The sequence below is a fragment of the Ignavibacteria bacterium genome (assembly GCA_016873775.1).
Classification (GTDB): domain Bacteria; phylum Bacteroidota; class Ignavibacteria; order UBA10030; family F1-140-MAGs086; genus JAGXRH01.
Genome location: VGWC01000055.1, coordinates 1 through 15643, shown reverse-complemented (window position 1 = coordinate 15643; position 15643 = coordinate 1). Strand labels below are relative to the sequence as shown.

The following is a 15643-nucleotide window of genomic DNA, read 5'->3' as shown; positions in this document are numbered from 1 at the left end:
TCTGTAATCAACTGCAATCCACGCTGGAATAGTTATTCCAAGCCCTTCCATTAGTTGATGAAAATACGCCGCCCATGAAATTGCTACTGCAACATTACCGATCGCATATTCAATCATCAAATCCCATCCGATTATCCACGCAACTAATTCTCCCAATGTTGCATACGAATACGTGTATGCACTTCCAGCAATAGGAACCATCGAAGCAAACTCTGAATAACACAATGCGCAAAATGCACAAGCAAGAGCGGTAATAAGAAATGAAATCATTACCCCAGGTCCTGCGCCGAGATGACCTGCGCCACCTGCCGCTGCTGTACCAACAACTGCGAAAATTCCTGTACCAATAATTGCGCCGATACCAAGCATAATTAAATCATACGTTCCGAGCGACCGTTTTAACTGATGCTGAGGCTTTTCACTTTCACGGAGAAGCAAATCTAGATTTTTTGTTTTAAATAATTGTAAAAACATTATGTTGTTAGGTGTATATTTTTCTTAAAAAGTGCGGGAAAAATAGGGAATCGAAATGAGAGAGAAAAGTGAATAAACGTTACTTTCAACTTACGTAACAATTTTTCTTTTTGTCTTCGCGAAACTTCCACTACTGTTCCCGTCAGTAAGGATAATGCTTTCGCCGTCTCCTTTGTTATATTTTTTGATGTAAGCAAGATTCACAAGATGTGATTGATGAATACGTACGAAGTTGAACTCATCGAGTAATTGTTCAAATTCTTTCTCGGAAATTCCGTCTTTCGTTGTGAACGTGTTCGATTTTTCGGTGGAGAAATAATTTCAATAGTATTCGCAAATGCGATATAAAAAATAACTTTATGATTATGGCAACTTAGCATTCGTTTCTAAATTGTAATGCAATGTTTGATAAGAAAAATTTTACGTGCAAATATAAGAGAAAGAAAATGAAATAGTTTGAAAGAATTTCATTTCAACTCAAACGCTTTTCTTATCTTTTACAACGTTTTTAACGTTACAATTTACTATGGATTCCCTACAACTTACCATCCCAAATTTTTCGTATCAAGATTTATACAATTCAGAAAAACTTTCTGAACTCACTCACGTGTTTTATTCCGAAGTTCAAAAAGAAAATCCGAAATTATTTCAACGATTCGATGCATACCGTTTATCAAATGGTCATTCAATCTCAGAAACGGAAATTTCATCACTCCTTGTTGAAATGGCATCCTATGTAAATGATTTTGTAGCGCGATTATTCGGAATAGAAAATGAAATTCGCGCAATAAAAAAATCTATACTTCGAGAACAGATTATTTTTCAGTTCAAGAAAGAATTTTTTGTGCGCCGCACTCTCAAAAAAATACAAAAGAACTTTGTGGAACAACTCTCACTTGTTAAAGCAGATGAACACATTTCTTCCATTCTTTCTGTTTTTCCTGAACTTCCACAAAATGATTTCGAATATGCAATTGCATCGCTCACATTGCAACTTCTTGAACACGATACCGTAGTTAAAACAACTTTTGCTGAAACAACAAAACAGTTTCTCATCCAATTTATTGAAAAACTTCGTTCGCAAAAATCCCCGCTACAGTTTCTTCCACAACACAGCGACGTACAATCTATTAGAATATTTTTATCATCGTTATTATCATTTTTAGAACAATGGTTAGCGGCGCATTTTATCGCAAAAACAAAATCAATGAACGAATGGATAACATTCAAGATTCCGCAAAAAATTGATTATGCGCATCTTATCGAATTTGAAACAACCGGAAACGAAACACAAGAAATCATCGGCAAAGAAAGCCACTACCGGCGCCGTAACGGTTTTGACCTCACAGATACACGCTATTCGCTGCGAGAAACATTAAACGAAGTTGATTATTGTATTTTTTGTCATGAGAGAGAAAAAGATTCATGTTCGAAAGGATTTCACGAAAATAATGTATTAAAAAAAAATCCTCTCGACTACGAACTAAAAGGATGTCCGCTCGAACAGAAAATTTCAGAATCGCACCTTGTAGAACAGCGAGGGGATATAATTGGAGCGCTCGCTATCATTGCAATTGATAATCCAATGTGTCCCGGAACAGGTCATCGCATTTGCAATGATTGTATGAAATCATGTATTTACCAAAAACAAGAGCCCGTAAATATTCCTCAAATCGAAACGCGCATCCTTACAGATGTTCTTCATTTGCCGTGGGGATTTGAAATTTATTCATTACTTACTCGGTGGAATCCCTTAAATATTGAGCGACCGTTTGCTCTTCCGTATAATGGAAAAAAAATTCTCGTCGTTGGTTTAGGACCAGCAGGATACACACTCTCACACTATTTGTTGAACGAAGGTTTTGGCGTTGTAGGTGTTGACGGTTTGAAGATAGAATCACTTCCAACAGAACTTGTCGGAAACGATATAGTACCTTTTTCACCGATAAAGGATTTTTCTTCTCTTACGCAAAACTTAAGTGAACGAATTTATCTTGGATTCGGTGGTGTTTCTGAATACGGGATTACTGTTCGTTGGGATAAAAATTTTCTTACTGTGATTTATTTGAATCTCCTTCGACGCGAACGTTTTCGTGTGTACGATGGCGTGCGATTCGGCGGAACTCTTACCGTTGAAGATGCATGGGATTTAGGTTTCGATCACGTTTGTTTTGCAACAGGCGCAGGAAAACCAACGTTCGTTTCGATGAAAAATAATTTGATTCGAGGCATCAGAAAAGCGAGCGATTTTTTAATGGCACTTCAATTAACAGGCGCAGGAAAAAAAGATTCGATGGCAAATCTGCAAATTCAACTTCCTGCTATCGTAATTGGTGGAGGGCTTACGGCAATTGATACTGCAACGGAAGTAATGGCATATTATCCGATTCAAGTTGAAAAAATAAAAAAACGATATGGACAACTCTGCGCTATTTACGGCAAAGAAAACATTGATATACTTTTTGATAAGGAAGAAAAACAAATACTAGAAACATTTTTGCTTCACGCAAATGCATTGGAAAATGAGCGGTGTCGTGCAAGTGAAAACGGTGAACAACCAAATTTTATTCCGTTGCTTCGCGCATTTGGCGGAGTGCATATTTATTACAGAAAGAGTATCAACGATTCGCCTGCGTATCGTTTGAATCACGAAGAAATAATTAAAGGTCTCGAAGAAGGAATTTTCTTTGTGGAAAAAATGAGTCCTGTTGAAGCAATTGAGGATGAGTACGGTGCCGTGAGTGAACTAATTTTTGAAAAAATGAACAATGAAAACGGAAAATGGAAAACAACCAATGAATCAGTTCGCATTAAAGCTAAAAGCGTATTTGTCGCTGCTGGAACCGTACCGAATATTATGTACGAACGAGAACACCCCGGAACTTTTCAACTTGATGAATGGGGAGAATTTTTTCAAAGTTTCGATGTTTTTAAAAATGCAAAACAGGAACTCCTTCAAACGAAAAAAGGAGAAATCGGATTTTTCACATCGTACGAGCGAAACGGAAAATACGTAACGTTTTACGGCGATAATCATCCTGCATACGAAGGAAACATCGTGAAAGCAATGTCTTCTGCAAAAGCGGGATATAAAAAAGTGCTTGCATTATTTGAACATATTGATAAATTTCATTCGAATGGCAATAACGACAACGAATGGAAAGCATTTGCAGTAACACTTGACAACGCATTAAAACCATACGTCGTAAAAGTTGAACGTTTGACTTCTTCGATTATCGAAGTAGTTGTTCACGCACCAATTGCGGCAAAACAATTTCTGCCAGGGCAATTTTTTCGATTACAGAATTACGAGCGCGATGCAAAAAAAATTGAAGATACGTTATTGATGATGGAAGGAGTTGCACTTACCGGCGCGTGGGTAGATACACAGAAAGGATTACTGAGTATGATTATTCTCGAAATGGGAGCAAGTTCAAAAATGTGTGGAATGTTACAACCCGGGCAACGAATTGTTTTAATGGGACCAACGGGAACACCAACAGAAATTCCTGAAAACACAACGGCGCTCTTACTTGGAGGAGGTTTAGGAAATGCCGTGTTGTTTTCCATTGCAAAAGCAATGAAAGAAAAAAATAATAAGGTAATTTATTTTGCTGGTTATAAAAAGAAAGAAGATGTATTCAAACAAGAGGAAATTGAAGCGTACACGGATGTCGTTGTATACAGCGTTGATAGCGGCGAACCGATTTCACTACATCGAAAACAAGATAAATCATTTGTAGGAAATATCGTTCAAGCGATGCTTGCCTATGCAAAAAACGAACTCGGTGAAATTATGATTCCGCTCCACGATGCAACACGTATCATAGCAATCGGTTCGGATAAAATGATGGCGGCGGTAACTTCGGCTCGTCATTCCATATTGAAACCGTTTTTGAACGAACAGCACGTCGGTATCGCTTCCATTAATTCACCTATGCAATGTATGATGAAAGCAATATGCGCGCAATGTTTACAGCGGCACATTGACCAAAAAACTGGAAAGGAAGAATTTATTTTCAGTTGCTACAATCAAGACCAATGTATGGATGATGTTGATTTTAAGCACCTATCATCGCGTTTAAAAGCAAATACGGTGATGGAAAAAATTGCTAATCAGTGGATAGAATATTTATCTGAGATGTATCAGTTGGAACGAGTGTAGAAACCTATCAAAGAAACAATGATAAAATTTTTAAATAGGTATTTTTTTTAGAGAAAACCTGTTTATTACTTTTTTACTTCTATAAGAAAATCACTTCTTTTCTTTATCAGGTTTTGCACTGTCCATTTTGATACTTGAAATACTTGAGATAATGATGAAGTTCGAACATAATATTTCATCGAATCATTTTCCATTGGATAAAACATCAATGCGGTTTCTTCGATTCCTGCAGGAGAATTGCTTTTTACTTTTACGGAACCAAGTATTTCAGAGAATGTAATATTGCTGTCTACGAAATCATCGCATCGGAAATTTGAGAGTGCACCAAGTAAGGAATTTACGTTATTCATATCAACTGAATCGTTTTCTATTTTCCAATTGGCACTGTCTTTCACCATAGTAAATTCTTCAGGAGTTAAAGTTTTCTTTTTTTCATCTTTGGCAACAGATGAGATTGTAATCACTTTAATGGAATCGCGCTCTGTTTTGTAAATTGTTCTGTCGCGCCAATCTTTTACATTCTTATTCAGCGAATAGGAATCAAATCCTTCTGCGAGATACACGTCCATTGATTTTTGCATTCGAACATAGATTTCTGAATATGTTGCACCGGTTTTTCCGAGAATCATTGTTGTTGATTTTCCGCCTTTCTCTGTAATGGTTACTTGTGTTCCGCTTGAATCATCAACTTGAAATTGTTTTTGTTTTCCAGGATTATTCGAAATGAGAGATGAAATTTTAAACTTCGCCGCGCCATCTATAATTCTTTGTGCAGAAGAAGCATCCGCGAGATAATTTATCGGTGATGTAATTTTCCATTTTGAATCAACGAGTTCAAGAGAAACAGATTTATCTGATTCGTTACGTTTGATTTCAATTTTCGTAATTGCTGCTGAATCGAATTTAATGTTGACTTTATCAAGCGAATACGTTGCTTCCCGTTCTCCTCTCGGCATTAAGTACAAAAGCGTGATTGCAAATAAAACGACAAATGCTATAATAAGAAGTAAATTTGATTTTTTCATAAATGAAAAGTAGTTGAGATATTGAGTATATGAGTAGTTGAGATTTTATTTTTCGATTGAAGTTTCCAAAACAATCAGCGATACATCAGCGAAGAAAATCTGCGTACCATCTGCGCGAAAATATTTCTCGCAAATGCTTGCTGATGTTTTCGCAGATGGTATGCAGAAGAATAACATTTTTCACTTTTAACTTTTAATTGAATTACGCTGCCATTTCCAAACGTTTCCGGCGAAGAATTTTCATTCTCCATCGCATAACGCCAAAAAGAATAATGAGAAGCGGCGGAACAGCAAGATTGATTCCTTTCACCATTGCTTTTGTTCCGGCTTCTATTTCGTCAAGCGGCTTATTACCTGCTTCTCGACTCCGAATTGTCGTAAGTCCAACTTCATCAATTAACCAGTCGGTAAGATTTCCAGCAAACAAAGCATTCGTTTCACTTCCTCCGGTTTCATTCACGACAAAATCGCCATCACCAATAACAACAATTCTTGAATTCGTGCTTGAGGTTACTTTTTGAGAAAAATCAATTCTCCCTTGAGTAGTTGAATCCAGTTCCGGATTGATTGATTCAAACGCACTTGTCAAATTTCCTTCCACTGAAACTGCAAGTGGTAAATGCGGCTCTTGGAACATATCTTTCGTGAATTGCATATTCGGATTAATGGGAAAAACATTTTGCATTCGCCCGCTTTGATTCGATGACGAAAGTAAAACGCTGAGCGAAACATTTTTCTTCGCCGCAAGCGATGTATCAATCGAACTCACAAAATAAAACAACACCGGTTGCAAATTTTTTACAATAATATTACTTGGATTGAATTCCGATGCAACAGGCAAATACGGAAACGGTACTTGCGTGTTGAACACCATAAATCCAGCTTGCTGCTGCACGGTAATATTTGCGCAACGAACATCACGTACCATATCGGTATTCACGCGAACACCATACGCTTCGAGTAATTTATCCAAATTTACATCAAGCGCTTGTCCGAATTGCTGCTGCAAATTCGCAGTAACTTTATTGACGAAGAACGCAACTTTTCCACCTTTCATTATATATTGGTCAATGAAATACAATTCCCAATCTTGCAATTTTGTTTTCGGTCCGATTACAAGTAATGCAGCAATATCATCGGGAATTGCTGTTCCGTTTGCAAGCGAAACCGGCGTAACTTCATATTGTTCCGAAAGAAGTTGATTGAGTTCTTTAATTTTGTCCGACGTGGGTTCATCGTGTCCGGAAAGAATTCCAATTTTCTTTTGCTCAGTTTGTGTTAACTTTTTGATATTTAGTGAAATGTCATATTCCAATTGGTCAAGTTTCTGCACAACGGGAATCGCTTCTTTTTTATCGCCGTACAAAAACACAACTCCCATCAATGCTTTTTCGATTTGCATTTTGTCTTCCTTCACCACTTGCACCTGTACTTCAGGAATACCGTATTTCTGTGCTTCTTTAACCACATCTTCTTTTCCCGACGGGTCAATAAATTCGTATTGAAAATTTCCTTTCGAGTATGCGCGATACTCGTCAAGTTGGTCTTGCAAGTAACGGCGATTGTTGTTATACGGCGCGGGTAAATCGCTGGTGAAATATGCTTTGGCAATAAATTTATCGTCCAAATTTTTCACCAAATTTTTACTCGCATCAGAAAGTGTGTACGCTTTGCTTTCCGTTAAATCGAATCGCGAAAAAATACGAATGGAAATAATGTTGATAAAAATGAGTATGCCGACAATCAAGGCAACTCGCATTAATGTTTGATTTTTTGTGTTCATAGGTTTTCTAAATTTCTTTGTAAAATTGTTTTACCAAATTCTTTTTATATGATAGTTATCGAAAATTTCATCCTTACTCACGAGAGTATATTTTTCAACCGATGATTGCGCAATTAACATTCTATCAAACGGGTCGCGATGATGGAATGAAAGTTTCAAAATTTCTAATGTATGTTCCGGTAATATTGTAAGTAATTCAAATCCGCTCTCAGTGTATCGCTCGATAATTGTTTTCAAAGAAAGTTTCATTTCTAATTTTTTCAAACTTGTCTTGATTGCAATTTCCCAAAATGATGCAACGCTGATATAAACATTATTCGTTTCGTCTTCGATAAGTTTTTTCGCTTTTGAAGAAAGTCGTTTATCATTTTCTGCATACCAAATGATTGCGTGAGTATCCAATAAAAGATTCATTCCATATACTCTTTAAAATCTTCCAATGGTTCATCAAAGTTTTCTTTCATAACAAAAGTACCTTTGAGAAATCCTGCTTTTGAGCGTTTCTTTTTCAATGAATTATTTTTCTTTTGTAAAAGAAAATCAAGATAGTGCATCACTTCCGATTTTATTTGCTCGGGAAGTGAATCTATTTTTTTGTGAAGTAAAGCGTTTGTCATAATTCTAAAAATCGTTATTTGATTCAGATTTCACTTAAAACTTTTTTCAATGATTTTGGCTTTCGTTTCCAAGTAGCATTAGTTCTTTACAATGTTTATTAGCCGTTGCAATTCTTCATCAGAGATATTTTGCATTTCCGATTTATCGAAGATTGAAAGCATAAATATATTTGATAAATCATCAACAAGTACATCAATCTGAATGTAAGTTATTACTCTCATTCCGCCGCTTTTCCCTTTCCCTTTGCTTTTTACTGCAAGACGAATCTTAAAAGAGTTTTTTCCAATTGGAGTTCCAAGAAATGGATTTTCAAATAATTGTGTTTGCAATTCCGCAACTTCGACTTTGAGAGAAGGGAATTTTTTCGTTAATCGTTTTAATTCCTTCTCGAAGTTACTTGTTGTGATGATTTTATAGTTCATCCAAAACTTCTTGAAGTGTTTTCGCTTTCTTTTTTCCAGATTGAATTTCTTTTACTTCCCGTAATGCTTCTTGGATTCCCAAAAGCACTTCCAATTTTTTCTTCGTCTTATGATAATCAGTTTGAAAGTAGTTCCACTCTTTTTGTGGAATGACAACTGATTTTTGTTTTCCTTTTTCGTCTATGAGATATTCTAAATGTAATGTCATATAAATTTTATTTTGAAGTTTTAAAAATTACTCTTGGTCTTTCTGAATCAATCATTCAACAGAATCAGCATATTCTTTTGCCATAACCAACTTTCCTTTATCGTCATATGTTTCATCACAAAAATCTTCAACAACCCAAACAAATCGTTTTTTGTTTCTTCGTTTTATTTCCATAGGAACAAGTCGTACGCCAGTACTATAAAGTTTTGGTTCACTATTAGTAAAGAAAAAATTGTCAAGAAATTGTTCGGTTTTCAAATTCATAATTCTTCAATCTAAAATCAGATTTCTAAAATCTAAAATTCGCTTACCACTTTCTCTTTTCCAACATCACCGAAGCAATCATCAGAGAAACCGCCATCATCGAAAAGTAATACACTAAATCGCGAGTATCAATAACGCCGCGAGCGATGTTGGAGAAATGATAATCCACGCCAAGATATTCTAAAATTGTTGCGATGCTTCCCGGAAAATACATTAGTATCTTATCGAAAATAAACAGCACGAACACAATCAGAAAACTGACAATGAACGCAACGATTTGATTTTCCGTAAGCGATGAACCAAGAACGCCAAGCGAAAGAAATACACCGCCAACCAACATTAGCCCGATATAACCGCCGACGATTGGTCCCATATCAACTTTTCCGAGAAATGAAATCGTCAGAAAATACACGAGCGTTGGAAGAAGCGTTACGAAAAACAACATCCAGGTTGCGAGAAATTTTCCTACAACGATTTCGTATTCCATAATTGGTTTTGTTACGAGAAGCTCGAGCGTTCCGCCTTTTTTCTCTTCGGAAATTAATCGCATCGTCATCGCTGGACCGAAGAACAACAAAAAGAACGGAGTCATTTCAAATACAGTTCGTAATGATGCAACGTTTGCAAGAAATAAACTACTCGTAAAAAACCATCCGAGTAACCCAAGAAATACTACAATAACAATGTATGCTACTGGCGAATCAAAAAATGAACGAAGTTCTTTACTAAAAATTGCTTTGATATTATTCATTAGTTTTTTTCGGTTGTTAATTGGTGGAAAACATCTTCGAGAGAAGTTTGTTCGCTGTGAAGTTCGAGTAACGATAATTTTTTTTGTACGCAAAATTGATACACTTGTTTGCGAATATCGGAATCTTTTGCCGCAGTAAGTTTGAATGAAAGCGATGCATCGAGTTCGTGAGTGCATACTGCATTTTCAATTGAAGAAATTTGTTTCAATTGCATTTCGAGAACGTCGCGCGTAGCATTGTCATCGCGTTCAATTTCCAAATACACGTTTGCGCTTCCTTGAAATTGTGTTTGCAATTCTTTCGTCGTTCCGTTTGCGACAATTTTTCCATTGCTGATTATCAATGCTCTGTCGCACGTTGCTTCAACTTCCGGAAGAATGTGTGTAGAAAGCAAAACCGTTTTCGCTTTTCCCACTTGACGAATGAGATTTCTGATTTCGACAATTTGATTCGGGTCAAGCCCAGAAGTTGGCTCGTCGAGAATCATCACTTTCGGGTCGTGAATCATTGCTTGCGCAAGTCCAACACGCTGACGAAATCCTTTGGAAAGTTGCCCGATGTCGAGATGTTTGACGGATGAAAGTCCACACATTCCAACCATCTCGCGAATGCGATGTGGAATTTTTCCTTTCTCGACGTTTTGCAATTGCGCGGCATATTCAAGATAATCGAGCACGTTCATATCAAGATACAGCGGATTGTGTTCCGGCAAATACCCGATGCTTTTGCGAACATTGAGTTGTTGTTCGTGAATATCGAAACCTTCGACTTTCGCGGTTCCGTCTGTTGGCGCAAGAAAACCCGTGATGATACGCATCGTCGTAGTTTTTCCCGCACCGTTCGGTCCAAGAAATCCGACGATTTCTCCCGAATGCACATCGAACGAAATATCATCAACGGCTTTTTTCGTGCCGTATGCTTTCGTCAAATTTTGTACGTTAATTGACATAGATTAGTATTATAATGTGTAATGTTCTAAATTAAAAAATTGTTGTGTCGCAATCGAATTATAAATTTACTTCTATTATTCCGTTATGTAATTCCATTTGTAATAGTTTTGTTACTTTTGCAATGTACGGTTGAATTGTTTGATGTTTATTATTTCTTGCCTTCAAAACAAAAACTGTGATTGGAAATTTTCTCACATTCTGTTGATGTTGCAAATTCTTATCCATTGTAATAAAAATTTGAAACCCATTTTGCACCATTAACGAAAGAAGTTCGCCATTCTTTTTTCAATTCCACTTCATTTCTCGAACTGTTTTGATTTCGTGTTCGTTTCCAAAATCAAATTTTAATTTCGTTGGAAGGTTCTCGTCAAGCAAAATTCTCATCAAGTACTTTTTCTGACGTGATGAATTTTTCTGCGAGATGCAACACTTCTATCGCTTGCTCTTTAGAAACGGTAGGAAAGTTTTCCAAAAATTCTTCTAATGGTTCTCCGTCTTCCAAATAATCAAACATTGCTTGAATCGGAACACGAGTTCCAACGAAAACGGGAGTTCCACCAAGAATTTCCGGGTCAATATTGATTGCGTTGTAATTCATAATTTTATTTCAATCTAAAATTTAAAACCGAATTAACTTGCATTTACCAAATCCGTTTCACTTTGTATTTATCGAAGTGTTCATCTTTTCCCACAATTGTCATTTTCTCAACTTTCGCTTGTGCAATAAGCATTCTATCAAATGGATCGCGATGGTGAAATTTTAGTTTACTTGCTTCCATAGTATGTTCGGTAGAAATATTGAGTAACTCAAATCCATTTTCATTTATCATTGCAATAGTTTTCTCAAAGGAGTGTTGTAGTTTTATTTTTCTCAAACTCACTTTAATTGCAATTTCCCAAAGAGATGCAATGCTGATGAAATTGGCATTCGATGTTTCTTCCACAATTGATTTTGCTTTTGAAGAAAGTTGTTTATCATTTTCAACAAGCCAAATAAATGCGTGAGTATCAAGAAGTAAATTCATTCCATATACTCTTTGAAATCTTCCAACGGTTCATCAAAATCCGGCGACAGAATGAATGTACCTTTCATACAACCGGCTTTCGGATGTTTTTTTTCTTTGTGTATTCCATTTTTTGATTTCGGTGTTTCTTGTTTCCCTTGCAATTTTTTGAATTGCACTTGAAACTTTTCCCATTCTTCCAACGGAATAATCACCGAAGTTTTATTTCCAGAATTATCTTTTAAATATTGTATATGCATAATCGTTTGTTTGTTTAATTGGTTAGTTCGTTTGCTCGTTCTTTCATTGTTCTTAAAACTAACTAGCCAGCAAACGAACAAACGAAAAAACTAAATTTCCTCAAACTCTTTTTCCCGCATCCATCCGACTTTCCCATCGGCAAGTTTTATTTCCCGCCAATCGCCAACAGTATCGAGCAAACGAACTTTTACTCCACGATGAATTACAAACGCATCACCGCTATTATCGTCGGGAGTTGTTTTTACGTTCACAACGTCTGTGAGAACAACAGCAAACCGCTGAGAAGTTCCTTCAAGTGCGTTACCGACTAAAATTGTTGTTGAACAAACAAGAAGAAATAAAAAAATTATGTTAAAAATAAGAAAGAGACGCTTTAAAAGAAAACTTCGCGTGTAGAGAAAAATTGCAATCGAACCAAGCAAAGCAATAAAAAACCACACGACAAACCACGAAAGTTGATTTACGGAAAAATAACTTTTTATTGCGTTCCACATTTCCCAATAAAACGGCGAAGGAATCGGTTCGATGTTATCCGTAACGTATAAATTCGCAAGTTGTAAATTTACATTCAATGCTTCATCGTTCGGAGAAAATTTTATCGCTCGTTCGTAATTTAATATTGCCCGTGCGTGATCATTCATTTTGTAATACGCATTTCCCAAATTGAAATAAAGTTCACCGCTTTCTTCGTTTTTCTTCAAAACTTTTTCGTAAAAAGAAATCGCTTCAGCAAATTTTCCCTGACGATATAATTCATTTCCTTTTTGAAAAAAATCTTCGCTTGTTTGAGCGTGAAGCAGGGAGAATGGAGCGAGGAGCAAGAAAAGAATTTTACATTTTACATTTGATATTTTATATTGCTTCGAGCGTTCAAATGCTAAATGCAAAATGTGAAGTATAAAATGTAAAACCCTCATACAATTTTCTCCAAACTTTCAATCGTCGTTTTTGCTTCGCTGTATGTTCGTTCCATCTCTGCGGATACATCCGTTGAAGGCGCGTACCGTGCAAACTCGCATTGTTCAATCGTTTGTTTGAATTTCATGCGCACATCTTCTGCAACATTTTTTTCTAAAAGTTTTTGCAAAACATTTTCCATCGAAATTCCCGCTTGTGGAATGGCAAACTTATCACCGACAAATCCCCACAACGCGCGAGAAACTTCGGCGTAAAATTCTTCTTTCTTTTGCTGTTTGAAAAATTGATTTGCTGCGTTCAATCGTTTATCCGCAACTTTGCTTGCTTTTCGCGAACGCAACGAAACCAAATCGGCATTCATTTTTATTCTTCGCTGTTGCAAAACAACAAACGCTACAAAACTGAAAAACGGTAACGCAAGCGAAGCAAGAAACATTGGAGTTTGATAAAAATACATTCCGCGTTGCGAAAAACTTCCGCTCGATGTTTTGATGAAACGAATATCTTTATTCAACAATGCAACATTTTCCTTCGAGAGCGATGAAATGTTCGATGAAACTTGTTCCGTCGCTTTTCCTTCTACATGCAAATCGAATTGCGGTGAAATCAAACGCACATAATCTTTTTTCTTTGTATCGAAATAAGAAAACTCAAACGGCGCAACGGTTTTCTTTCCGGGGAAACGCGGAATCATTATGTACTCAAACGCTTTTGTTCCCGAAACAATATCTCCTTTGCGATTCACGTCTTCGTTTGTCTTCGGGTCAAATTTTTGAAAATCATTTGGTAGAACAACGTTCGGCGATTCAATCAAACGAACATTTCCCGTTCCGCTGATTTTTATTTTGAGTGAAACCGCTTCATTCGTTTGCACGTTGTCTTTCGTTACTTGCGCATCCATTTTGAACACGCCAACGTTTCCTTTAAATGAAGTCGGCGCATTTTGTGGCAAGGGCATTACTTCGATTTTTAGTTTTTGGGATGCGGTTTTGTAATTCACGTTTTGCACATTACCAAAAAACGGGTCGTTGAAAAATTGGTCGAACGGATTATTCGACTGTCGTCGCAACTGCACTTGCACAACACATTCCACTTCAAGCGGATTGATTTCCATCGTCCCGCTTTGCGTTGGAAAAATTGCCGTCTTCTTCAACACGCCAACGTTCCATTGTTTTCCTTCATATACTTCGCGTGTCAAAGAAACTTGTTGCGCAATTTCCAAATCTTCCGTCCATGCATTGGGGATTGATGCTTGCTTGGAAAGTTGATAATTCACAATATTCACGCGTGTGTACACTTTCCACGTAACGGTAATTTGTTCTCCCTGAAAAACTTTTGCCTTATCAACAACCGCGCGTAAAAAAAGATTATCTCTGATTTGTTGCTCGACGCTTGCGTTTTGGTCTTGTTGATTTTGCTGTTTCTTTTGCGGCGGCGCACCTTTGGTAACTTCAATCGAAATCGGTTGTGTTTGTAAATTTTTTCCACCGACGTTTATTGTTGCAGAAGGAATCGAAAACTTTCCAACATCACGAGGTTGCAAAATGTATGTGAACGAAACCGATTGCGAAACTCGTCCGTTCACCCATTGCATATTTGTTGATTGATTCGGTCCGGAAAGAATCATAAAATTAGCCATTTCAGGAAGCCGCAAATTACTTGCACTTGAAGAACCTTCAAGCGAGAGTGTCAATGTAAATTGTTCTCCTTGCTGCACAACATTTTTATCAACAGAAGCAGAAAAATTTTGTGCAAATGCAGAGAGCGGAGAGCATAGAGCATAGAGCAAGCAGAAACAAATGACTAATGACCAATGACCAATGACAGTCTTTAGTAATTTGTCATTTGTCATTCGTAATTTTTTCAAATGTAAAATGTAAAATTTAAAATGTAAAATCGGCATCACCAATCTTTCTCCACCTTACTATCTCGCGCCGGTTGTTTGCGCAAATCTTTTTGAATTTTCTTTTCGTTGTTTTTCAACTGATTCAAAATCGCTTCGGCTTGGTCTTTCTTCATTTTCTTTTCGTCATCTTTTTTTGCTTGCGCTTGTTGGGCTTGTTGTTGCTTTGTTTGGTCTTGTTGTGCTTCCTGTTGTTGCTGTTTCTGTTGTTCTTGTTTTTGCTGGTCGTTTTGTTGCTGCTGATTTTGATTCTGGTCTTGTTGATTTTGTTGCTGTTGATCTTTCTTCTCCTGATCTTTATCGTCTTTGTCTTTATTATCTTGTTGTTGCTTCTGCTGTTCTTGTTGAAGCATTTTCAACGCGTATGAAAGATTATATTTCGCGTCGTTATCATCGGGATTAAGTTTCAATGCATTTTTGTACGATGTAATTGCTTCGGGATATTTTTTTGATTCAACAAATGCATTGCCCATATTGTAATACGCATTCGATTTTACGTCATCATCTTTCGCTTTAGAAATCGCATCTTGATATTGTTGCAATGCTTCATCCGTTTTTTGCTGCTTCAACAACGCATTTCCCAAATTGTAATTTCCGTACGGTTGCGATTTATCTTTTTCTAATGATTTACGATAAGAAATTTCCGCATCGGTGTATTTTTCTTTTTTGAAATGAGCATTTCCATCATTAATCAATGAACGAGTGGATTGAGAAAAACCAGCCAACGACGAACAGAAAACTACGAGTAAAATCAAAACAATTTTACATTTTACATTTGATATTTTATATTGAAACGTACGGACAAATGCGAAATTTAAAATGTAAAATATAAAATCTAAAATGTTCATATTGCTTTTTCCTTCTCCACAAAAATTTTATCAACAGAATTCCTATAC

The 15643-nt window shown here is 36.6% G+C and carries 18 protein-coding genes; 1 reads left to right on the top strand and 17 read right to left on the bottom strand.

The genetic code is table 11. From position 1 onward, the window contains the following. Nucleotides 1-474, bottom strand: a 474-nt coding sequence (locus FJ218_08210; GenBank protein ID MBM4166879.1) for an amino acid permease, incomplete at its 3' end; no start/stop codon positions are given. A gap of 90 nt (nucleotides 475-564) precedes the next feature. Continuing rightward, nucleotides 565-747 (bottom strand): LytTR family transcriptional regulator, encoded by a 183-nt coding sequence (locus tag FJ218_08205; GenBank protein MBM4166878.1) that lies wholly within the window; start codon nucleotides 745-747, stop codon nucleotides 565-567. 253 nt (nucleotides 748-1000) lie between these two features. Between FJ218_08205 and FJ218_08200 the strand changes: the two genes are divergently transcribed. Continuing rightward, nucleotides 1001-4639: a pyridine nucleotide-disulfide oxidoreductase gene (locus FJ218_08200; protein MBM4166877.1), complete on the top strand. Its 3639-nt coding sequence runs from the start codon at nucleotides 1001-1003 to the stop codon at nucleotides 4637-4639. 65 nt (nucleotides 4640-4704) lie between these two features. On the opposite strand, the gene FJ218_08195 is transcribed toward FJ218_08200, so the two are convergent. The 15 genes from FJ218_08195 to FJ218_08125 all read right to left on the bottom strand — a co-directional run bounded on the left by FJ218_08195 (nucleotide 4705) and on the right by FJ218_08125 (nucleotide 15595). Then, complete coding sequence (locus FJ218_08195) at nucleotides 4705-5664, bottom strand: DUF4340 domain-containing protein (protein ID MBM4166876.1); 960 nt, start codon at nucleotides 5662-5664, stop codon at nucleotides 4705-4707. A gap of 202 nt (nucleotides 5665-5866) precedes the next feature. Further along, nucleotides 5867-7447 carry a hypothetical protein gene (locus tag FJ218_08190; protein MBM4166875.1) on the bottom strand — a complete coding sequence of 527 codons (1581 nt, stop codon included), beginning with the start codon at nucleotides 7445-7447 and terminating at the stop codon, nucleotides 5867-5869. A gap of 30 nt (nucleotides 7448-7477) precedes the next feature. Further along, entirely contained in the window at nucleotides 7478-7861 is a 384-nt protein-coding gene (locus FJ218_08185; protein MBM4166874.1) for a type II toxin-antitoxin system VapC family toxin, read from the bottom strand. Continuing rightward, nucleotides 7858-8064, bottom strand: coding sequence for a DUF2281 domain-containing protein (locus FJ218_08180; protein MBM4166873.1), 207 nt, complete (start codon nucleotides 8062-8064; stop codon nucleotides 7858-7860). Before FJ218_08180 ends, FJ218_08185 begins: the two co-directional genes overlap by 4 nt. Nucleotides 8065-8142: 78 nt before the next feature. Continuing rightward, a complete protein-coding gene (locus FJ218_08175; protein ID MBM4166872.1) occupies nucleotides 8143-8487 on the bottom strand; it encodes a hypothetical protein in 345 nt (114 codons plus the stop codon). Then, nucleotides 8477-8695, bottom strand: coding sequence for a hypothetical protein (locus tag FJ218_08170; GenBank protein MBM4166871.1), 219 nt, complete (start codon nucleotides 8693-8695; stop codon nucleotides 8477-8479). The genes FJ218_08175 and FJ218_08170 overlap by 11 nt, the downstream gene beginning before the upstream one ends. Before the next feature lie 51 nt (nucleotides 8696-8746). Then, nucleotides 8747-8959, bottom strand: coding sequence for a hypothetical protein (locus FJ218_08165; protein ID MBM4166870.1), 213 nt, complete (start codon nucleotides 8957-8959; stop codon nucleotides 8747-8749). 43 nt (nucleotides 8960-9002) lie between these two features. Beyond that, the gene (locus tag FJ218_08160; protein ID MBM4166869.1) at nucleotides 9003-9710 is read right to left on the bottom strand and encodes an ABC transporter; all 708 of its coding nucleotides are present in this window, start codon (nucleotides 9708-9710) and stop codon (nucleotides 9003-9005) included. Then, the gene (locus tag FJ218_08155) at nucleotides 9710-10660 is read right to left on the bottom strand and encodes an ATP-binding cassette domain-containing protein (protein ID MBM4166868.1); all 951 of its coding nucleotides are present in this window, start codon (nucleotides 10658-10660) and stop codon (nucleotides 9710-9712) included. The genes FJ218_08160 and FJ218_08155 overlap by 1 nt, the downstream gene beginning before the upstream one ends. A gap of 368 nt (nucleotides 10661-11028) precedes the next feature. Beyond that, a complete protein-coding gene (locus FJ218_08150; GenBank protein MBM4166867.1) occupies nucleotides 11029-11259 on the bottom strand; it encodes a DUF433 domain-containing protein in 231 nt (76 codons plus the stop codon). Nucleotides 11260-11302: 43 nt separating this feature from the next. Next, a complete protein-coding gene (locus FJ218_08145; GenBank protein MBM4166866.1) occupies nucleotides 11303-11686 on the bottom strand; it encodes a type II toxin-antitoxin system VapC family toxin in 384 nt (127 codons plus the stop codon). Further along, complete coding sequence (locus FJ218_08140; GenBank protein ID MBM4166865.1) at nucleotides 11683-11925, bottom strand: DUF2281 domain-containing protein; 243 nt, start codon at nucleotides 11923-11925, stop codon at nucleotides 11683-11685. The genes FJ218_08145 and FJ218_08140 overlap by 4 nt, the downstream gene beginning before the upstream one ends. Before the next feature lie 90 nt (nucleotides 11926-12015). Continuing rightward, entirely contained in the window at nucleotides 12016-12843 is an 828-nt protein-coding gene (locus FJ218_08135) for a tetratricopeptide repeat protein (GenBank protein MBM4166864.1), read from the bottom strand. Then, on the bottom strand, nucleotides 12840-14747 hold the full coding sequence (locus FJ218_08130) for a protein BatD (protein MBM4166863.1): 1908 nt from the start codon (nucleotides 14745-14747) through the stop codon (nucleotides 12840-12842). Before FJ218_08130 ends, FJ218_08135 begins: the two co-directional genes overlap by 4 nt. Then, entirely contained in the window at nucleotides 14747-15595 is an 849-nt protein-coding gene (locus FJ218_08125; GenBank protein MBM4166862.1) for a tetratricopeptide repeat protein, read from the bottom strand. Before FJ218_08125 ends, FJ218_08130 begins: the two co-directional genes overlap by 1 nt. Between the last annotated feature and the right edge of the window lie 48 nt (nucleotides 15596-15643).